The sequence below is a fragment of the Pedobacter aquatilis genome, from assembly GCF_030409415.1.
Classification (GTDB): domain Bacteria; phylum Bacteroidota; class Bacteroidia; order Sphingobacteriales; family Sphingobacteriaceae; genus Pedobacter; species Pedobacter aquatilis.
In genome coordinates this window covers 45,047-66,104 of the sequence record NZ_JAUFPW010000027.1, presented here as the reverse complement: position 1 = coordinate 66,104, position 21,058 = coordinate 45,047, and the positions used below count along the sequence as shown (strand labels likewise).

General features: G+C 35.9%; 18 protein-coding genes. 15 read left to right on the top strand and 3 right to left on the bottom strand.

Translation table 11 applies throughout. The features are described 5' to 3' along the window. Positions 1–85: 85 nt before the first annotated feature. Positions 86–1,954 carry a DNA topoisomerase IV subunit B gene (locus QWY86_RS11055; protein WP_290242022.1) on the bottom strand — a complete coding sequence of 623 codons (1,869 nt, stop codon included), beginning with the start codon at positions 1,952–1,954 and terminating at the stop codon, positions 86–88. Between the two features lie 447 nt (positions 1,955–2,401). Here QWY86_RS11055 and QWY86_RS11050 point away from each other — a divergent pair, with 447 nt between their 5' ends. From QWY86_RS11050 to QWY86_RS11040, 3 genes are all read left to right on the top strand, one after another. Beyond that, positions 2,402–3,886 carry an APC family permease gene (locus QWY86_RS11050; protein ID WP_290242020.1) on the top strand — a complete coding sequence of 495 codons (1,485 nt, stop codon included), beginning with the start codon at positions 2,402–2,404 and terminating at the stop codon, positions 3,884–3,886. Positions 3,887–4,248: 362 nt separating this feature from the next. Continuing rightward, complete coding sequence (locus tag QWY86_RS11045) at positions 4,249–5,583, top strand: MFS transporter (RefSeq protein WP_290242019.1); 1,335 nt, start codon at positions 4,249–4,251, stop codon at positions 5,581–5,583. Between the two features lie 207 nt (positions 5,584–5,790). Continuing rightward, entirely contained in the window at positions 5,791–7,089 is a 1,299-nt protein-coding gene (locus QWY86_RS11040; protein WP_290242017.1) for a DEAD/DEAH box helicase, read from the top strand. Between the two features lie 275 nt (positions 7,090–7,364). On the opposite strand, the gene leuS is transcribed toward QWY86_RS11040, so the two are convergent. Beyond that, positions 7,365–10,190 (bottom strand): leucine--tRNA ligase, encoded by a 2,826-nt coding sequence (gene leuS, locus QWY86_RS11035; RefSeq protein WP_290242015.1) that lies wholly within the window; start codon positions 10,188–10,190, stop codon positions 7,365–7,367. Between the two features lie 120 nt (positions 10,191–10,310). On the opposite strand from leuS, the gene QWY86_RS11030 reads away from it, so the two are divergent. Both QWY86_RS11030 and QWY86_RS11025 read left to right on the top strand, forming a co-directional pair. Continuing rightward, positions 10,311–10,481 (top strand): hypothetical protein, encoded by a 171-nt coding sequence (locus QWY86_RS11030; protein WP_290242014.1) that lies wholly within the window; start codon positions 10,311–10,313, stop codon positions 10,479–10,481. Next, positions 10,463–10,759, top strand: a complete 297-nt coding sequence (locus QWY86_RS11025) for a type II toxin-antitoxin system RelE/ParE family toxin (RefSeq protein WP_290242012.1) — start codon at positions 10,463–10,465, stop codon at positions 10,757–10,759. Before QWY86_RS11030 ends, QWY86_RS11025 begins: the two co-directional genes overlap by 19 nt. A 68-nt stretch (positions 10,760–10,827) precedes the next feature. Here QWY86_RS11025 and QWY86_RS11020 read toward each other — a convergent pair whose 3' ends face one another. Continuing rightward, positions 10,828–11,232, bottom strand: a complete 405-nt coding sequence (locus QWY86_RS11020; protein ID WP_290242010.1) for a lipocalin family protein — start codon at positions 11,230–11,232, stop codon at positions 10,828–10,830. Between the two features lie 202 nt (positions 11,233–11,434). Between QWY86_RS11020 and QWY86_RS11015 the strand changes: the two genes are divergently transcribed. From QWY86_RS11015 to QWY86_RS10970, 10 genes are all read left to right on the top strand, one after another. Then, complete coding sequence (locus QWY86_RS11015) at positions 11,435–12,313, top strand: cell division protein FtsX (RefSeq protein WP_290242008.1); 879 nt, start codon at positions 11,435–11,437, stop codon at positions 12,311–12,313. Continuing rightward, positions 12,313–12,540: a DUF3098 domain-containing protein gene (locus tag QWY86_RS11010; RefSeq protein WP_290242006.1), complete on the top strand. Its 228-nt coding sequence runs from the start codon at positions 12,313–12,315 to the stop codon at positions 12,538–12,540. Before QWY86_RS11015 ends, QWY86_RS11010 begins: the two co-directional genes overlap by 1 nt. Positions 12,541–12,578: 38 nt before the next feature. After that, positions 12,579–12,797, top strand: coding sequence for a type II toxin-antitoxin system VapB family antitoxin (vapB, locus tag QWY86_RS11005; protein WP_290242004.1), 219 nt, complete (start codon positions 12,579–12,581; stop codon positions 12,795–12,797). Then, entirely contained in the window at positions 12,782–13,108 is a 327-nt protein-coding gene (locus QWY86_RS11000) for a type II toxin-antitoxin system VapC family toxin (RefSeq protein WP_290242003.1), read from the top strand. Before vapB ends, QWY86_RS11000 begins: the two co-directional genes overlap by 16 nt. A gap of 77 nt (positions 13,109–13,185) precedes the next feature. Beyond that, positions 13,186–13,980 carry an undecaprenyl-diphosphate phosphatase gene (locus tag QWY86_RS10995; RefSeq protein ID WP_290242001.1) on the top strand — a complete coding sequence of 265 codons (795 nt, stop codon included), beginning with the start codon at positions 13,186–13,188 and terminating at the stop codon, positions 13,978–13,980. Positions 13,981–14,006: 26 nt separating this feature from the next. Further along, on the top strand, positions 14,007–14,738 hold the full coding sequence (truB, locus tag QWY86_RS10990; RefSeq protein ID WP_290241999.1) for a tRNA pseudouridine(55) synthase TruB: 732 nt from the start codon (positions 14,007–14,009) through the stop codon (positions 14,736–14,738). After that, on the top strand, positions 14,735–15,595 hold the full coding sequence (locus tag QWY86_RS10985) for a YitT family protein (protein WP_290241997.1): 861 nt from the start codon (positions 14,735–14,737) through the stop codon (positions 15,593–15,595). Before truB ends, QWY86_RS10985 begins: the two co-directional genes overlap by 4 nt. A gap of 159 nt (positions 15,596–15,754) precedes the next feature. After that, positions 15,755–16,768: a bifunctional riboflavin kinase/FAD synthetase gene (locus tag QWY86_RS10980; protein ID WP_290241995.1), complete on the top strand. Its 1,014-nt coding sequence runs from the start codon at positions 15,755–15,757 to the stop codon at positions 16,766–16,768. 508 nt (positions 16,769–17,276) lie between these two features. Then, positions 17,277–19,493, top strand: a complete 2,217-nt coding sequence (locus QWY86_RS10975) for a cation:proton antiporter domain-containing protein (protein WP_290241993.1) — start codon at positions 17,277–17,279, stop codon at positions 19,491–19,493. A gap of 132 nt (positions 19,494–19,625) precedes the next feature. Continuing rightward, positions 19,626–20,660: a DUF2157 domain-containing protein gene (locus tag QWY86_RS10970; RefSeq protein WP_290241991.1), complete on the top strand. Its 1,035-nt coding sequence runs from the start codon at positions 19,626–19,628 to the stop codon at positions 20,658–20,660. Positions 20,661–21,058 lie beyond the last annotated feature (398 nt).

The window sequence follows — 21,058 nt, the reverse complement described above, 5'->3', positions numbered from 1 at the left end:
ATCACAGGAAAATCAATCAAACAACAGGGAGATGCTTAATGTTTACAAAAGTATCTTAAGATATTGATTTATGCAAGCGTTTTAATTAAGCAACTTCATCAACAATTTTAGGCTCTTCCTTTATTTCATCCTTTTCTACACGTAAATTTCTGATGATGTGTTGCTGCCTGTCTGGGGTGTTTTTACCCATGTAGTATTCAAGCAAACTTTTAATCGTTTGGTCTTTTAAAATCACTGGGTCTAAACGAATGTCTTTACCAATAAATAAACCAAATTCGTCTGGAGATATCTCACCCAAACCTTTGAAACGTGTAATTTCTGGCTTATTACCTAGTTTTTCGATTGCATTTTTACGTTCCTCGTCGCTGTAGCAATAAATGGTTTCTTTCTTATTACGAACCCTGAAAAGTGGCGTTTGTAAAATATAAACATGCCCTGCTTTTACCAAATCCGGGAAAAATTGAAGGAAGAAAGTCATCATTAACAACCTGATGTGCATGCCATCAACATCGGCATCTGTTGCAATAACGATATTGTTATAATGTAAACCTTCTAAGCCATCTTCAATATTTAAGGCATGTTGCAAAAGGTTAAATTCTTCATTCTCGTAAACAACTTTCTTGGTCAACTCGTAACAATTAAGCGGCTTACCTTTTAAGCTAAATACAGCCTGGCAATCCACATCACGCGATTTTGTAATCGAACCCGATGCAGAATCTCCCTCGGTTATAAACAAGGTTGTTTCGTAACGCTTCTCGTGTGTCGAGTTAAAATGAACCTTGCAGTCGCGAAGTTTTTTATTGTGTAATGAGGCTTTTTTAGCTCTATCGTTAGCCAGTTTTTTAATTCCGGCAATGTCTTTACGCTCTCTTTCGGATTGATTAATACGTTTTAAAAGCGCATCTGCAACATCCGGATTTTTATGCAGATAATCATCCAGTTCCTTTTTAACGAAATCATTAATAAATGTTGCAACAGACGGCCCTTCTGGACCCATATTCTGGGAACCTAACTTGGTTTTGGTTTGCGATTCGAAAACAGGCTCCTGCACACGTACAGAAATCGCCGCAATAATAGATGAACGAACATCAGAAGCATCAAACTCCTTCTTGAAAAACTCACGAACGGTTTTTACAACTGCTGCTCTGAAAGCTGCCTGGTGGGTTCCGCCTTGTGTAGTATGCTGTCCGTTAACAAAAGAATGGTAATCTTCACCGTATTGCTGCCCGTGGGTCATCGCAATTTCAATGTCATTACCAATCATGTGAATAATCGGATAACGGATTTCTTCGGGTTTGTTAAACTTAGAAAGTAAATCATAAAGACCTCTTTCTGAAAAATATTTCTGGTTGTTAAAGTTTACGGTTAAGCCGGTATTTAAGAAAACGTAATTCCAAACCATGCTTTCAACAAAATCCGGAATGTAATGGTAGTTTCTAAAAATACTTTCATCAGGATAGAAAGTAATGGCCGTTCCGTTTCTTTGAGTGGTATCAATTACAGGTTGCTCATTGGTAATTTCGCCTTTAGAAAATTCAACTTTCTTAGTTTTTCCATCGCGATAAGATTGTACAGTAAAGCTGGTAGAAAGTGCGTTTACAGCCTTTGTACCAACACCGTTTAAACCCACCGATTTTTGAAAGGCATTACTGTCGTATTTACCACCGGTGTTTATTTTGCTTACACAATCAATTACCTTACCTAAAGGAATCCCACGACCGTAATCTCTGATATTAACCTTTTGCTCAGAAACTGTGATTTCGATGGTTTTTCCAGTACCCATCACAAACTCATCGATCGAGTTATCTACAATTTCCTTTAGCAAAACATAAATCCCATCGTCTTGCGCAGAACCATCACCAAGCTTACCGATATACATACCGGGGCGTAGTCTGATGTGTTCTTTCCAATCTAATGAGCGAATACTATCGTCGTTGTAAATTACTTCTGCCATAAATTTATTGTTTGCAATCCGGATGAAAAACTTTCGCTAAAATAGGCATTCCCGAAGAATTTATCTTCCAAGCCGGGAAAAGAAATTTCAACAAAAAACAAAGAGGAAATTGTTTAAGGATAAAATTCAATTCTGAATTGTTCATGAAATATAATTGATTTTATCTTTCGCTCTGTGCCGCGGGGCATCAAACTTTTGAGGCATCAAAAGTATGCAAAAATGCTTGTCAATCCAGCAATGTGCTTTCACACATACCTCACGCACACAAAAAAACAGTGGCACTTAGTTTTGCTAGTGGCTGCTATATGAAGCTTAGAAGTATATCTCCGCAAAACCACTGCGTTTTAGGTTTGTATCTGCCATTTGTTCTTTTGTGCACCTGTTTTTTTGATTTACCCAGCACTTGGGATTGACGGTCGTACTTGGCAAAAACCTGTAATATTTTAAATGGAAGCCAGCAAATCGTATAGTCCTGAAGATTTAACATACCACCCAAATAAGTCTTACTACTTCATCATTCATTTTCCATTTCTTCCACACATCTTCCATAGAAACATTTTCCCTATCTTCAACCCATATTTATTTTCCTTTTTAATGCAACAAAAGAAACAACTTTCGCTATTCGATTTATCCATGATTGTGGTGAGTTTAGTAATTGGGATGGGTATTTTTCGTACACCGGTAAATGTGGCTGCCAAAGCTCAAATACCCGAATTATTTTACCTTGCATGGTTTATTGGTGGCTTTGTAGCATTTTGTGGCGCATTAACTTATGCCGAAATCGGGTCGCGATATCCGGTAACTGGTGGTTATTATAAAATTTTCTCTAAAGCTTACCATCCTTCAATTGCATTTGCGATTAATTGCATTGTTTTAATTTCAAGTGCGGCATCGGTTGCTGCGATTTCTATTATCGGTGCGGAGTATTTAAGTAAAATTATTTTACCGCTTAACATGCAGAACGAAACCTACAGAGTGGTGATTGCCATAACCACCATTTTAGTTTTCTATCTGATTAATCTTTTGGGCTTAAAAGCGAGTGCTAAAACTCAAAATGTACTTACCATTATTAAAATCGGTTTAATTTTAACCCTTATCTGTGCAATATTTTTTACTGGAGATACCCAAAGCATAAGTCCGGTTTTTAAAACGCAAAATAACACTGTACCCAACTGGGCTGATTATGGAAAAGCCTTAGGCTTGTGCTTAATTGCTGTATCATTTTCTTATGCAGGTTATGCACAAACCATCAATTTTGGTGGCGAAGTTACCGAAGCTAAAAAAGTTATTCCACGCTCGATTATTATTGGCCTAAGCATTATTGTAACCCTATACGTACTACTGAATTATGTTTATGTTAAGGTAATCGGTTTCGAAGAATTAAAAACTGCTGAAAGTATTGCTGCAATTCTTGCCTCCAAAATATTCGGACCATCAGGTTTTAAAATGTTCTCGGTTATCATTTTTGTATCGGTTATGGGCTATGTAAACGTGAATTTATTAAGTAACCCACGGGCAATGTTTGCCATGGGCGAAGAAGGCGCTTTACCAAAGGTATTTAGCAGGATGAATAAAAAAACCGAGGTAATCAGTGTGAGCTTAACAGTTTTTGCACTGGTTGCTGTTGTCATTATCTTTTTCGCCAAAACTTTCGACAAGATTTTAAATTACACCATTTTTCTGGAGAGCATTAGCATGGCCAGTTCTGCGGCAACAATTTTTATACTCAGAAAACGAACCGCACATTTAGATAAAAAAACAATTTATACGGTTCCATTATATCCAATATTGCCACTTATTTTTATTGCGGCTTATACTTTTGTAGCCTTTAGTATTTATGCTGATGACCCATATGCAGCCTTAAATGGTTTGTATATTTTTATCGGGTTTTTAGCCATTTATTTTATTGGCAAATTGTTTAAAAAGAAATAATATAAAATTAGAAAAGCAATTGCTGTGCTCATCGGTATCGATAATCCCGCCATATACTGCAATCTTTTTGAAAAAACTTCTGTCAGCATATTCAAGATTTATGCTTCAAAAAGTATTTTCGTTTCTGTCGGGTTTAGGTGGATAATTTATTGCTTTGATTAATGTAAATTTGCCTTAGGCACTTTGCTGTATAATAGTAAGGTTAACCTGCGTAAAATAAACCTGATTGAAGTGAACATCCCGTTTTTCTGTCGCAAATTCGGCACAAAAACATCATTGGGATAAAACGGAAAGCAGGGCTGAATTAACCAAATATTACAGAAAATGCTTTACAAAAGAATAAAAGGTTTAGCTTTAATTTAATGAATAAAACGCTCTCTTTAAAACAGGAAATTGCTTATGCTGCCGGAATGATTGGCTGGAGCACAATGACGAATATTATCATTGTGATGCTGCCGTATTTCTACTTGCCGCCAAGTAATGCAGGTTTACCACCGCTTGTACCTCAGCTTGTTTTTTTAGGTTTGTTTAATATTTTATCAATCATTGCGGCATCGGGCAGGTTGGTTGATGCCGTTTTTGATCCTTTCATTGCTTCGAAAAGTGATGAGAGCACCAACCCTAGTGGCCGCCGAATTCCTTTTATGAAATGGGCAATTATTCCATCAATGATTTTCTGCGGACTGGTTTTTTATCCTTTACAAAAGGTAGAAAGTTTGCATAATGCTTGGTGGTTAACAATAACACTTTGTCTGTTTTTCATATCGGTTACTACCTACATTATTCCATACAACGCTTTGCTGGCAGAGGTAACCAATACGCCGAGGCAAAAGGTGAAATTATCAAGCTATCAGCAAGTTGGTTTTGTAATCGGTATTATTCTATCTGCCTGTACCAATAATTTTGCCGATTTGGTTCAAATGAACTTTGTTGTGGCTAACCGTAGTGAGGCTGTTCAGATTGCCATCTGGGCTTTATGTATTTTATCAGGATTAGTGATGTTGCTACCTATTTTTTATATCAAGGAAAAAGATTTTTCAGTGGCTAAACCAAGTCATGTTCCACTTTTATCAGCGATTAAAAATACTTTTAAAAACAGTAATTTTAAATATTATTTGGTATCAGATTTTGCCTTTTACACGGCGTTGAGTATTATTTCGAGTGGTTTATTATTTTTCTGTACCGTACTTTTGGGTTTAGATGAATCGCAGGGCGGAAAGTTTATGGGCGTTATGGTTTTGGCTTCTCTATTCTTTTACCCAATTGTAAATTTTGGTTCTGCTAAAATTGGTAAAAAACCATTTGTACTCTCCGCCTTTGTAGTTTTGTGCTTAATCTTTGTTACCATTTTCTTTTTAGGCAAATTACCTTTGTTACCAAGCACTCAACTTTACATTCTGGTTTTATCAGCCTCCTTCCCTTTGGCTGCACTGGGTATTTTACCTAACGCCATATTAGCGGATATTGCACAAAAAGATACGGTTGAAACTGGCGAAAACCATGAAGGTATGTTTTTCGCGGTTAAGTATTTATTCGTAAAACTTGGGCAAACTTTAGGCATTGCCATTTTTGCCATGTTAACCATTTACGGTAAAGACCCGGGAAATGATTTTGGCTTGCGCTTAAATGGTATTGTTGGTTTTGGGCTTTGCCTTATTGCATTGATTTGCTTTAGCAGGTTTAAGGAAGAGAAATAGTTGAATGATAGGATGATTGAGTGATAGAATAACCAACACAAATTCATTCATTTAAAATTCACTCCTTCAATCATTTTAATTTACGTACCTTTGCCGCCGAAGCAGGAATAAGGGCTTGCCATTCTGAATGGCATATTCTCTCCGCAAGTTAGTCCTTCAACAAATGATTGTTCTAGCTTCTTCAATAAACATTACAAAAAAACATACATGTTATTCAAAGAATTAAACCTCATTGAGCCAATTTTAAAGGCCCTTGAGAAAGAAGGTTATACACAACCAACACCTATACAGGAGCAATCCATCCCAACAATTTTAAAAGGCAAAGATTTATTAGGTTGCGCACAAACAGGTACAGGTAAAACTGCTGCTTTCGCCATACCAATGTTGCAATTACTACACGAAAAACACATCAATACTAAAGCAAATAAAAATATAAAGGCTTTAGTATTGACGCCAACACGCGAGCTTGCCATTCAAATTGAAGAAAGTTTTAAAGCTTACGGAAGCAATTTAAACTTGCGTAGATTGGTAATTTTCGGTGGCGTAAATCAGCACTCGCAAGTTGAAGCTTTACGCAAAGGTGTAGATATTTTAGTGGCTACCCCAGGTCGTTTGTTAGATTTAATGAACCAGGGTTTTATCAGCTTAAATACTATAGAACTTTTCGTTCTAGATGAAGCAGACAGAATGTTGGATATGGGTTTTATCCACGATGTAAAAAGAGTTGTGGCCAAATTACCAGCCAAACGCCAAACTTTATTTTTCTCGGCAACCATGCCTGATGAAATTCAAAAATTAGCGAATACAATTTTATCTAATCCAACCAAAGTAGAAGTTACGCCAATTTCTTCAACTGCTGAAACCATTGTTCAATCGGTTTATTTTGTTGATAAACCTGATAAAAAGAAGTTATTAATTCATCTTTTGGAAGATAAAGACATTCAAACAGCTTTAGTTTTTACGCGTACAAAACATGGTGCAGATAGAATCGTAAAAGATTTAGCACACGCCGGAATTAAAGCAGCTGCTATTCACGGAAATAAGTCACAAAATGCTCGTCAGAGAGCTTTAACAGATTTTAAAGACCGAAAAATTCGTGTTTTAGTGGCTACAGATATTGCTGCCCGCGGTATAGATATCGACCAATTATCTCACGTATTTAACTTTGAGTTGCCGAATATTCCTGAATCTTATGTACACAGGATCGGTCGTACGGGCCGTGCTGGTGCAAATGGTATTGCTATTTCTTTCTGCGATGCGGAAGAAAATGAATATTTATTAGATATTCAGAAATTGATTAAAATTACTTTGCCTGTTGTCGATAATCATCCTTACCCGTTAACCTGGGAAAGTATGCTGGCTAAAAATCAGGTTAAACGTAAACCTCAAGCACAATCAAAAGGTGGTGGAGGTAAAAAAGGTGGTGGCGATGGAAACATGAGCGGTAAACCTCGTAACGCAAGCAATAACAGGCGCTTCGGTGGTAATAGAAGAAAAGCCTCGTAAAGGTTGAAGGTTAAAAGGTTGAGGGCTTAGGGTTTGAAAACCCACGCTCAAAAAATTATATGAACCCGAGTAAATATAGCTCGAGTTTTCATTTGTTATCAGTTGGCTGAAGCCGGACGGCAATGGATTTGAGAAACGCTTTAATAAACTCTACACGAACGGTCGTCATTACTAGCGCACAGAAAACCCTGAATTGATATTATCAACTCAGGGTTTTTGTCGTTTATTAGGCAATGGGTATGAAAACCTATACCCTAAACCTTACGCCTTCGACCTTAGACCACTACATTAATAATTTTTCCTTTTACGAAAATGATTTTCTTTGGCGCTTTACCATCTAAAAATTTCTGGAATTGCTCATTTGCGAATAAAATTGCTTCCACTTCTGGTTGCGCCAAGGTTAAACTTAAATTCAAATTCATTTTCATTTTTCCATTGATAGAAACCGGGTAAGCAAATTCATCTTCTACTAAATGCTCAGGATTAAAAGTTGGGAACGCCGCATAAGATAAAGCTCCAGCTTCATTACCTAATTGAACCCAAAGTTCTTCGCAAATGTGTGGTGCGTAAGGAGATAAAATCACCACCATATCTTGAAGAATGGAACGTTTGTTGCACTTCAAATCTGTTAATTCATTTACGGCAATCATAAAGCTTGATACAGATGTGTTGAATGAAAAACGCTCAATATCATCCTGTACTTTTTTAATGATTTTATGTAGAGATTTCAACTCCGCTTTGGTTGGCTCAGCATCCATCACTGTAAATTCCCAAGCCTCGTTGTGGAATAATCTCCAGAATTTACGCAAGAACTTAAATACGCCTTCAATACCGTTGGTATTCCAAGGTTTACTTTGCTCCAACGGACCTAAAAACATTTCGTACATACGCAAAGTATCTGCTCCGTAACGCTCGATCAAATCATCGGGATTCACCACGTTGAATTTCGATTTCGACATCTTCTCAACTTCTACTCCGCAGATGTATTTTCCACCTTCAAGAATGAATTCCGCATTAGCATATTCTTCTCTCCAGGCTTTAAATTTGTTTATATCAAGTATATCGTTCTCTACAATATTTACATCAACATGCAGTGCAGAAGTTTTATATTCTTTTCTTAATCCGGCTGAAACATAAGTGTTTGTAGGTTTTCCATTTTCATCGTTAATGCGATAAACAAAGTTACTTCTACCTTGTATCATCCCTTGATTAATCAATTTTTTGAAAGGTTCTTCTTCTTTGGTGTAACCCAAATCTTTCAAAAACTTGTTCCAGAAACGGCTATACAGTAAGTGACCAGTTGCATGCTCAGAACCGCCGATGTATAAATCAACATCTTTCCAGTATTCAACAGCCTCATTCGATGCGAAATCATCATTATTATTCGCATCCATATAACGATACCAGTACCAGCTACTTCCAGCCCAACCTGGCATGGTGCTTAACTCGTAATGTTCACCGTCTTTTGGTATCCAGCTTTCGGCTCTTGCCAAAGGTGGCTCACCAGTTTCAGTTGGTAAATATTTATCAATCTCTGGCAAGATTAAAGGCAATTCTTCCTCTTGCAATAAATAAGGCAAGCCATCTTTAAAATAAACAGGAATTGGTTCTCCCCAATAACGCTGGCGACCGAAAATCGCATCACGCTGGCGGAAGTTTACTTTTGCTTTACCAACCTTTTGTTCTTCTAACCAGTTATTTAAAAATGGTACGGCTTTTTTATAAGTTAATCCGTTAATAAAACCTGAGTTGATGTATTTCCCTTCTTTTGTTGGGTCGGCTTGTGTATCTATATTTTGTTGTGCATCCAGAATCTGGATAATTGGCAAATTAAAATGCGTTGCAAATAACCAGTCGCGTTGGTCGCCACTTGGCACACCCATAACCGCACCAGTTCCGTAACCTGCAAGCACGTAATCGGCAATCCACAATTGAACACGTTCGCCACTTACCGGATTGATTACATAAGTACCAGTGAAAGCACCTGAAACAGTTTTCGTATCCGCCATGCGGTCTAATTCAGATTTCTTTTTGGTTTGAGCGATGTAATTTTCCACGTCTTGCTTTTGTTCTGGCGTAGTTAATTCTGCAACCCATTCGTGTTCTGGTGCTAAAACCAAATATGACACACCAAAAATAGTATCAACACGGGTTGTGAAAACTTCTATATAGTCCGGGGTCAGATGTCCGGAGTCCGAAGATCCATCTTTCAAATTTAAACTTTCAACTTTAAACTTAACTGAAGCCCCAACACTTTTACCAATCCAGTTGCGTTGCATTTCCTTAATTGGTTCTGGCCAATCGATGGTATCTAAACCTTGTAAAAGCCTATCCGAGTATGCCGTGATTCTCATGCTCCACTGCATCATTTTCTTTTGCTCAACCGGGAAACCTCCACGTTCAGAAAAACCATCTTTCACCTCATCGTTTGCTAAAACTGTTCCCAAAGCCGGGCACCAGTTTACCGTACTTTCCCTTAGGTAAGTCATGCGGTATTTTAACAGCACCACTTGTCTTTCTTCTTCGGTAAAAGTTGCCCAATCACTTGGCAAGAAATCTTTCACATCTTCATCGCAAACAGCCTTAACATCATCCGTACCTGAGGCGTTAAATTTTTCTATTAAGGTTGAGATATTTTCTGCCCTATCCGTTTCAATATTATACCACGAATTGAACAATTGCATAAAAATCCATTGCGTCCATTTGTAATAAGATGGCTCACTTGTACGAACTTCCCTGCTCCAATCGAAAGAAAAACCAATTTGGTCTAACTGGCGACGATAAGTTGCAATGTTTGCTTCAGTGGTAATTGCAGGGTGCTGACCCGTTTGAATAGCATATTGTTCTGCCGGTAGTCCAAATGAATCGTAACCCATTGGGTGCAAAACGTTAAAACCTTTAAGGCGTTTGTATCTTGCAAAAATATCTGATGCAATGTAACCTAGTGGGTGACCAACGTGTAAACCTGCTCCAGATGGATAAGGAAACATATCTAACACATAATATTTTGGTTTTTCAGAATTGCTTTCGGCTTTAAACGTTTGATTATCGGCCCAAAATTTCTGCCACTTTTGCTCTATTTCTTTGAATTGGTAATCCATTGCAAGTTTTAAATTTTTAAAGGGACGAAATTACGGAAATTAAGGGGTTTAGTGAAACCTAAAAACAAGTTAAACCGTTAAGTTATTTATTATTATCTTCGTTAATCAAAATGAGTAGTTATGGAACATATAACAATCGAAAATAAAAAATACGTACTCATCCCTGAAGAAAGCTTTCAAGAGCTACAAAAGATAGCTGCTTTAAAACATCATCCCGAGAAAACTTTTTCAATTGCTGAGGCTAGGGCCATTAGTAAAAAGTTAATCAGGAAATGGTCAGCAGAAAAATAACAATCAAAGAATCTGTTGTAGAAAGTATTGCTGAAATATCATGGTTTATTGAATCAGAAGGTTTTCCGGCAACAGCAGAAAAATTTTCAGATGATGTTTATGATTTTATCGAACTATTGGCTGATGAAAGAAGGCGTTACAAAATTTGTAATGAACCAGAAAGGGCTTTGATGGGTTTTAAGTGCTTAAATTATAAAAAATACACCATTGTATTTATGGAGCTAAATACGGAAATCATTGTATGTGAGTTTCTCCCATCAAAAATGATTTACTGGTAAAACTAAAAAAATGCGCCATTGATTCAATTAACCAATGGCGCAAGCAAATAATCGGGGGATTAAGATTTTTATCGTGTTAAGTAATATACCTTAACAATATTAGTTTTATCAATTTTAGCTGTAAAATTTAACTGATTACCTGTTAATGTAGATGCAGAGCAGTATGATACACCTTCAGGAAACGACATTACAAAATCATTCCCAAGTGAGCCAGTGTAAGTTCCAATGGTACGCTGATTGTTTAAACTCAACTCAACCTGATCATCATCATTAGCTTTGAAATCAATATAATCGTTAACCGTATAATTAAAAGTTCCGTTCAGCGCAGCGTTAGTATTTCCACTAACTTCAATTTTATTTACTGTCCATTTGCCAATAATTCGGGCTTTTAAAGAACTATCATCTTTTTTGCACGAAAATATTGTCGTTGCTGTTAAAAGAAGCAGACAAAACATGGTAAATTGTTTTTTCATTGGGATATGATTAAGTTTTAGATTGTAATATTAACGCCGAATTACCAAATTTCGTACCGCTTTTTGAAAAAACTACAAAACTACTCAAGAAAATCATTTAAATTAAAGCTAGTTATAAGAACGTTCGTATTCATTTAAAAACCTATTAATTGGGGTTTATCAGGTATAATTTATATTTTCGCAAAAAACAAAATTTAAATACATGGAAGAATTCGAAGTAAGCGACGCATCTAAGAAAACTAAAACCATATACATATCTACAATATTTAGTATTGCATTAGTTTTATTAATGCTTGGGCTTCTTGGCTTGGTACTTGTTCATGCAAAAAACCTTTCTAACTACGTGAAAGAGAACATTGTTTTAAATATTATTGTTGATGAAGGTGCAAAAGAAGCCGATGTTTTAGCTTTTCAAAAAGACTTAAATTCAAATCCTGCGGTTAAGCAAACGCAATACGTAAATAAAGAATTAGCAGCTAGAAATTTAACGCAAGATTTAGGTGAAGATTTTGTTAACTTTTTGGGCTACAACCCATTAACATCTACCTTTGATGTTTACTTAAAGGCAGAATCTGCGAATAATAAAAGTATTGAAGCATTAAAAACCAGTATTTCTAAAAACCCGGTTGTAAAAGAAGTAGTGTACCAAAGTTCTTTAATCGATATGGTAAATAAGAATATTAGCACTATTGGTTTAGTAATTTTAGCATTTGCTGTTATTTTACTTGTAATTGCTATCGCACTGATTAACAACACTATACGTCTTGCAATTTACTCTCAACGATTTTTAATTAAAAGTATGCAGCTAGTTGGTGCAACGAAAAACTTTATCAGACGTCCTTTTATATTATTTGCCTTTTTACATGGTTTAATTGCTGCATTTATTGCAATTATTATTCTATTGGCTACATTGATTTATGCCCGTAAAGAAGTACCGGAAATTATTATTTTAAACAACTACAAGGAATTTGGAATTGTGTTTGTTGGTTTAATAATTATTGGTTTCTTTATAACCGGAATTAGTACCTGGTTCGCGGTAAGCAAATATTTACGTTTAAAATCTTATAATTTATATAGATAATGGCACAAAAAAAATCGACATCAGCATCGCAAGAAACAAAAAGCGAATTGGTTTTTACAAAGAAAAATTACCAATTGTTATTAATTAGCATTGCAATCGTTGTTGTAGGCTTTATTTTAATGATGGGCACAACTGGAGATATTTATGATTTCAGAAGAACATTATTAGCGCCACTTGTGGTTCTTTTTGGCTTCGCTTTTGGTATATATGCCATCTTAAAAAAATAACAGTTGCTATAATTATTGGTTTTTTTTAACTTTAGGGTATGACAACTTCAGATTTACAACTCGAAATAAATTCATTGCCTATGAACCTTAGGCAAGAAGTTGCCAACTTTGTTGAATCGCTAAAGGTTAAGAATTTAAAAAAAACAAAATTGAAATCACGTGAATTTGGCTTTGCGAAAGGTAAAATTAAATTATCTAATGATTTTGATGAACCATTAGATATATTCTCCGAATACATTTATTGGGGTTTTTATTAGATACACATACTTTTCTTTGGTTTGTTGCTGGCGATACTCAATTACCCGCATCAATTAAAAACGACATTTCAGACATTAATCAGCAATGCTTTATAAGTATTGTTTCCTTTTGGGAAATAGCCATAAAAAAACAAATTGGCAAACTCGAACTTAAAATAGAATTTAATGAATTATTCCGTTTTGCAGAAAGAAATCAAATTGAAATTATCTCAATAAATGAAACTCATCTTTCTACGCTGCTAAATCTCGACTTTATTAATCATGATCCTTTCGATAGATTATTGTATCGCAAAGTATTGCAGAAGATTTAGTGCTTTTATCGAAAGATGTAAAATTAAAAAATTATAACTTAAAAATTAAGTGGGCTTAACCTGCTGAAATATACAACATGAATTCTTTTGAAGCCATTATCCTTGCAATAATTGAAGGACTAACCGAGTTTTTACCTGTATCGAGCACGGGCCACATGATTATTGGCTCCTCTTTTATGGGCATTGCGAGCGATCCCTTTGTAAAACTTTTTACTGTAGCCATCCAATTAGGCGCCATACTTTCCGTAGTGGTTTTATACTTCAAAAGATTTTTTAAATCCATCAATTTCTACTTTAAGTTATTGGTTGCATTTATCCCGGCGGCAATTTTTGGTTTACTATTGAGCGATAAAATTGATGAGTTATTAGAAAGCCCAATGGCTGTTGGAATATCTTTATTAGTTGGTGGCGTTATCTTATTATTTGTTGATAAATGGTTTAATAAGCCTACAATCCACGAAGAAGAAAATGTGACTTACCTAACCGCATTAAAAATTGGTTTCTTTCAATGTATTGCCATGATTCCTGGTGTATCTCGCTCAGGCGCCACTATTGTTGGCGGTATGAGTCAGAAATTAAGTAGAAAAGTTGCAGCAGAATTTTCTTTCTTTCTGGCAGTACCTACTATGTTTGCCGCTACCGCTAAAAAACTTTACGATTTTTATAAAGACGGCAACACCATAACGCAAGAACAAACAAACCTATTAATTATTGGTAATGTTGTCGCATTTATTGTAGCATTATTAGCCATTAAAAGCTTTATCGGTTATCTAAATAAACATGGGTTTAAAATGTTTGGTTGGTACAGAATTATTGCAGGCTTAATTATTATCGCTCTACTTTTAAGCGGACGTAATCTGCAAATAATATAATCTGTATCTTTGCGCAAAAAAGATTTGTGAGTACAGAAAATTCAAAATTTAAAGATTTTAATTTCGCCGAAGGTGAGTTGTTGCTAATTAATAAACCATATAAATGGACATCATTTGATGTGGTCGGCAAAATCCGTAATTCCTTAAAACCTTTAAAGTTAAAAGTTGGTCATGCAGGCACGTTAGATCCGCTTGCAACAGGCTTGTTAATTATTTGCACTGGTAAACTCACCAAACAAATAGATACTTTTCAGGCCGAAGAAAAAGAATACACCGGCACTTTAATTTTGGGTGCTACTACACCATCTTTCGATATGGAAACTGAAGTTGATGAAACTTTCGACATCAGTCAAATCACCAACGAACAAATTTACGCCGCTACACCACAATTCACTGGCGATATAGAACAATATCCGCCTGCACATTCTGCAGTAAAAATTAACGGCGAACGCCTTTATGTAAAAGCTCGCCTAGGCGAAGAAGTAGAACTACGTAAACGCTTTGTAACTGTTCCTGAGTTTGAAATTACCCGTATAGAATTACCGGAAATAGATTTTAGAATTGTTTGCAGCAAAGGAACATACATCCGTTCTTTAGTATCCGATTTTGGCAAAGCCTTAAATAGTGGTGCATACCTTTCGAAACTAACCAGAACCCGCAGCGGAAATTTTCACCTTTCAAATTCTTTTGAGGTTTTAGAGCTTGTTAATTATATTCGTAGCAAAAAGGAAGAAGAAAAACCTGCTGCCGAAATATGAACAATCTAAAAAATAAAAATGCAAGGTTTATAAAGGAAGTATTTTTAATCGCCGCTGGTGTAACATCGGCCTGTTTCGGATTAAAAAGCTTTTTAATGCCAAGCCACTTTATCGATGGCGGCGTTACCGGAATTTCGCTGTTGTTGAGAACACTAACCGATTGGGATTTATCGTACCTAATTGTTATCATCAACATTCCATTTGTAATTTTAGGTTACAGACAAATCGGTAAAACCTTTGCCATCAAAACAGCTATCGCCATTGCGGCACTTTCAATATCCTTAGTTTTTTTTCCTTTCCAACCCATCACTCATGATAAATTACTAATCGCCTTTTTTGGTGGTTTATTTTTAGGTGGCGGAATTGGTTTAGCCATGCGTGGCGGTTGTGTAATCGATGGAACCGAAGTATTGGCACTCTACATCAGCAAAAACAGCATATTAACAGTAGGTAATATTGTACTTATATTAAACATCATCATTTTTGCTTTCGCAGCATATTTTCTAAATATAGAAACTGCTTTGTACGCCATTTTAACGTATTTATCAGCTTCTTATACCATCGATTTTATTGTGAATGGAATTGAACAATATACGGGTGTAACCATTATTTCCGAAAATCAAGAATCCATAAAAAGTTACATAATTGCCGATATGAAACGTGGTGTAACTATTTATAAAGGTTCTGGTGGCTATGCAGAAAATAAAAACATTGATATAATTTTTACTGTTGTAACAAAATTGGAGATGAGTAAATTACAAACAGCCATCAGGCAAATCGATCCAGATGCTTTTGTAATTCAACATCAAATTGCCGATATAAAAGGTGGCGTAGTTAAGCGCCACGCTTTACATTAATTAATAAAATAAATTTGGGCATGCCCCCAAGCTACGCAAGGGGTCGGGCTGTACGCTAAATCTTTTTTGTTATTGTCATCCTGAGCCCGTCTAAGGAGTAACAAAAAAGGACATCGCTTCCATCCCTCATGCAAAACCCAATTCATAAAAAAATCATCATTGAAAATATATAATAACCTTTCTGAGTTTTCAAAAATTGAAAACGCAATTGTGACCATTGGTACATTTGATGGTGTACATTTTGGGCATCAAAAAATTATTAAACAACTGGTTGCAAAAGCCAAAGCAGATGGTGGCGAAAGTGTAATTCTAACTTTCTTCCCCCACCCAAGAATGATTATCGATCCTGAAAATCAGGATTTAAAAATGATAAATACCATAAACGAAAAGGCCGAAATTTTAAAAAGTCTTGGTGTAGATCATTTAATCATTACCCCCTTTACACGCGATTTTTCCAATCAAATTCCCGAAGATTATATTCAAAACATACTGGTAAACAATATCGGCACAAAACACATTATCATTGGTTACGATCATCGTTTTGGTAAAGATAGAGCTGGTAATTTAACTGATTTAAGAGCCGCTGGTTTACATTATGGCTTTACAGTTGAAGAAATTGCCGAACAAGATATTCACGATGTCGCCGTAAGTTCAACTAAAATCCGTCAGGCACTTTTGGCTGGCGATGTAAGTTTAGCAACAGATTATTTAGGTTATCCTTTTTCTATTTATGGTCGTGTAATTAAGGGAGATAAAATTGGCAGAACAATAGGTTTTCCAACAGCAAATATTTTTGTAGAGGAAACGTATAAGCTCATTCCAGGCGATGGTATTTATGCGGTGACTGTTGAAATGAGTATGGAAAGTGAAAAGTTAAAAGTTGAAAGTCAAAACCCTGAATTGAATACTAAAACCTCAACCTTCAACCTTCAACCTTCAACCTTCAAAGGAATGGCTTACATCGGGCAGCGCCCAACCATAAATGGCATGACCAGAAATATTGAAGTGAATATATTCGATTTCAATCGCGAAATTTACGGTCAGGATATCAAGATGAATTTCTTAAAATTCCTTCGTCATGATGTGAAGTTTACTGGATTAGAAGCGTTAACGGTACAACTCCAGGAAGATAAAAAAGCAACACTTGCTTTTTTCAGCTCAATCTCAAATTAAGCATTTAGCAGCAGTTTTCTTATTAAAAAAGCCTCGTTTTCGTTATATTAGCGGCAATGAGGCTTTTTTGTATCTATTTATTCTTTCTAACTTTTGTTTCTTTCGCAGGCTTTGCTTCGCAAAAAAAAACAGTAATTAAAAAAATCGAATCTAATACCAAGGCATATTCTTTCACTACAAAGAAAAACATTAGTCTTAACTATAGTTTACAGAGCGAAAGCGAACATCTGCAAAAAGATTTTATTTCATCAGTTGCATCACTTAAAATTCATCAATCAATATTCGTATTAATTCTATTTTATGCATTTGCGGCTTTAATACTTAAAGCAATAAATACGAAGGTATTTTTGAATAAATTAGATAACCATTATCGGTGTTTATTTAAAATTCTCTATCCAAAACACATTTTTTGGTAAGTAGATTTCATTTTCAATTAACGGTCAAGAACAATTAAAACCATTGCTCTAGCCGAATTTAAAATTTTAATTTTTAAGCACTTTAAAATAAAATGATTCATTTACCAGATTTAATTGCCGATTTAGGATTAATACTAGCCGCCGCAGGGATAATAACCTTGCTTTTTAAAAAGATTAAACAACCTCTTGTGTTAGGCTACATATTAGCTGGTTTAATTGTTGGCCCACATTTCAAATTTTTACCAACCGTAACCGACCAGAAAAGCATAACCATTTGGGCAGAAATTGGTGTAATCTTCCTTCTCTTTAGCTTAGGCCTAGAATTCAGTTTCAAAAAATTAGTCAAAGTTGGTGGTTCATCATCCATAACTGCAATTGTTGAAGTTATATTTATGCTACTAATCGGCTACGCAGCAGGCTCACTTATGGGTTGGAGTACGATGGATAGCATCTTTCTGGGGGGTATTTTATCGGTATCCTCAACAACAATTATCATCAGAGCCTTTGAAGAGTTAGGCGTTAAGCATAAAAAGTTTGCAGGCCTGGTTTTTGGAGTTCTAATTGTTGAAGACTTGGTAGCTATTTTATTGTTAGTGCTCCTTTCAACATTGGCGGTAAGTCAGCAGTTTGCAGGCTCAGAGATGCTGGTTTCGATACTAAAGCTTGCCTTTTTTCTGGTTTTATGGTTTTTAGCAGGAATCTTTTTAATCCCGACTTTCTTAAAAGCCACCAGAAAACTAATGAATGACGAAACCATGCTTATCGTTTCTTTAGCATTGTGTTTGGTTATGGTTTTACTTGCGGTAAAGGTTGGTTTTTCTCCGGCACTTGGCGCCTTTATTATGGGTTCAATTTTAGCAGAAACCACGCAGGCCGAAAAAATAGAACACTTAACAAAATCTGTTAAAGACTTATTTGCAGCTGTATTTTTCGTTTCTGTTGGCATGTTAATCGATCCAAAAGTTTTGGTTGACTATGCTTTTCCAATTATAGTGGTAACATTAGCTACAGTGCTTGGTAAATTAATCAGTTCATCTCTTGGTGCTTTACTGTCTGGTCAGCCATTAAAAACCTCTGTACAAGCCGGAATGAGTTTAGCGCAAATTGGAGAATTTTCATTCATCATTGCAACTTTAGGTTTAACGCTTAAAGTTACAAGCGAGTTTCTCTATCCAATTGCCGTAGCGGCTTCAGCCATTACAACCTTTACAACACCATATTTAATTAAATCATCCGAAAGTTTTTATAATTTCTTAAACCGGGTTTTACCAAAAAAATGGTTGGATGGTATTGAAAGATATAGTTCAAGCACAGCTGGAATTACTACCTTAAGCGATTGGAAAATTTTGCTTCGTTCTTACATTTTCAATACAATCATTCATTCGGTAATTATTATCGCCGTTATTTTTCTTACATCAAGATATTTGCAACCATTTATTGTTAAGAATATTACTAATGGATTAACTTCTATTATAATTAGTGTATCCCTGTCTTTTATCTTAATGTCTCCTTTTTTATGGGCTTTATCCATTCGGAGGATTCAAAAAACAGCTTACTCTCACCTTTGGTTAAATAAAAAATACACCCGCGGCCCGCTAATTGCCATTGAGTTCTTCAGGATTGCATTAGGTATATTCTTCGTTGGGTTTTTAATGTACGAGTTTTTCGATACCTGGGTTGCCGCCCTAATTGCACTGGGTTTAATCGTGCTTGGAATGATTATATTCTCCAGAAAGCTTCAATCTTTTTACGATAAACTGGAACGCCGTTTCATCAAGAATTTAAACGCCAGAGAAAACCAAAAACCAGATATTTTACCGTGGGATACACACTTAACCGAGCTTAAGGTATCGCCAGAATCGGAAGTGGTTGGAAAAACCCTAACGGAATTAATGATTAGAGAAAAGTTCGGTGTAAATATTGCCATGATAGAACGCGGGAGAAATACTATTCCAACACCTGGACGTGATGAAAGACTTTATCCAAACGATAAATTACTGCTTATTGGCGCCGATGATCAGTTGGCAATGGTAAAAGCCATTTTGGAAGTGAACACGCCAGAAATAGAAGAAGAAAACAACTTCCCTGATAAGGAAATGACTTTACAAAAAGTTGTGGTAAACACCGAATCCCCTGTATTTGGTTTAAGTATTCGCAATGCCGGAATCAGGGAAAAAGCGCAGGCATTAATTGTAGGCATAGAACGTGGTGCAGAAAGAATTCTAAACCCATCCTCCGATTTTGTTTTTGCCAATGGTGATGTGATTTGGATTGTTGGAAACAATAAGAAGATCAAAGATGTGATTTAATAAAAAGTTGGGAGTCTTTAGTCAGAAGTTATAATTGTACAAAGCAATGAATGGCAACAGCGCATATTAGCTTAAAACTTCTGACATTTTGACTTCCGACTAAAAAACATATCTTCGTTCATTACCTAACCTATGAGAGTCGATAAAGAAAAAAGTGAATTTCTTGATGATATGATAGACCAATGGGAAACCGATGGTTTAATTACCGAAGAAACAGGGCAAAAACTGAGAAAAAGTTATGAAGCTAAAAACTTCGATTGGTTACGTTTAGCGCAATATGCTTTTTGGATTGCACTTGCCTGTGGCTTTATTGCACTAGGTTCGTTGCTTATCGATAACTCAATTTTAAACTACCTAAAAAGAGTTTACAACACGCCAAATATTGTAATTGCAATTGTTTCCGGAGGCATAGCCGCATGGTTATACATCCTTGGTTTTAGAAGAAAAAAGAATTTACCTAATTTAAAATTCAGCAATGAAGCAATAGTCTTTTCTGCCATTTTACTAACGGCGAATGCTGTAGCTTATTTTGGAAAAGCCATAGATAATGGTTCTGGTAATTTTTCTGTCTTGATTTTAATTTCCGTATTTATTTATGGTGCTTTAGGTTATATTTTTAAATCAAGATTGATTTGGGTTTTTGCACTAATCTCACTCGGTGCATGGTTTGGCACAGAAACGGGCTATTTAAGTCGCTGGAATTATTATTTCCTTGGGATGAATTACCCACTACGTTTTGTCGTTTTTGGGGCCATATTAACTGCCGCTTCCGTTATAATGAAGGTTATACCAAGAACCAAACACTTTTTTCAGGTTACCTACATTGCAGGAATGGTTTACCTATTTGTTTCGCTTTGGGCATTATCCGTATTTGGCAATTTCGCCAGCCTCGAAGAATGGTATAAAATCAGGCAATTAAGTTTATTTTACTGGGCATTAATTTCTGCTGCAATTTGCCTGGCAAGCACCTTATATGGTTTAAAATACAGAGATGATATTGCCCGCGAGTTTGGCATTACTTTTCTATTTATCAATTTGTACACTCGCTATTTCGAATACTTTTGGGATAGCTGGCATAAGGCGCTTTTCTTTTCGGTGTTAGCAGCTTCATTTTGGCTGATTGGTAGAAAGGCAGAAAAAATCTGGAACGTAGAATTTTTAAAGTAAACTGGGTTATAAATATTTGATGGAAGATGTAAGATGAAAAACTGATTCCCTCATCCATCTTACATCTTCCATTATTAAATAATTTGGAGCGCAAAGACAGTGAAACATCGGTTACAGCAGTCCCGCCAACTACTACCGATGAAATATCGGAATTCGTTATGTCGGGGGTTATTTAAATTAAAACAGTAACCATTTTGAGGGGCTTTTCATGCAAAAACCTTTGTACCTAAACCCGACATAAACGAACACGGAACGCAGTGGAGTAAAGTGTTTGGCGGGACTAAAAGCCGCCATTTAGCTGAGCTTTCATTTCCAAAATAAATAGGCTAATAATTAGGTGAGATTCTGAAACAAGTTCAGAATGACGAAAACCTTAAACATCACGTCATTGCGAGGCA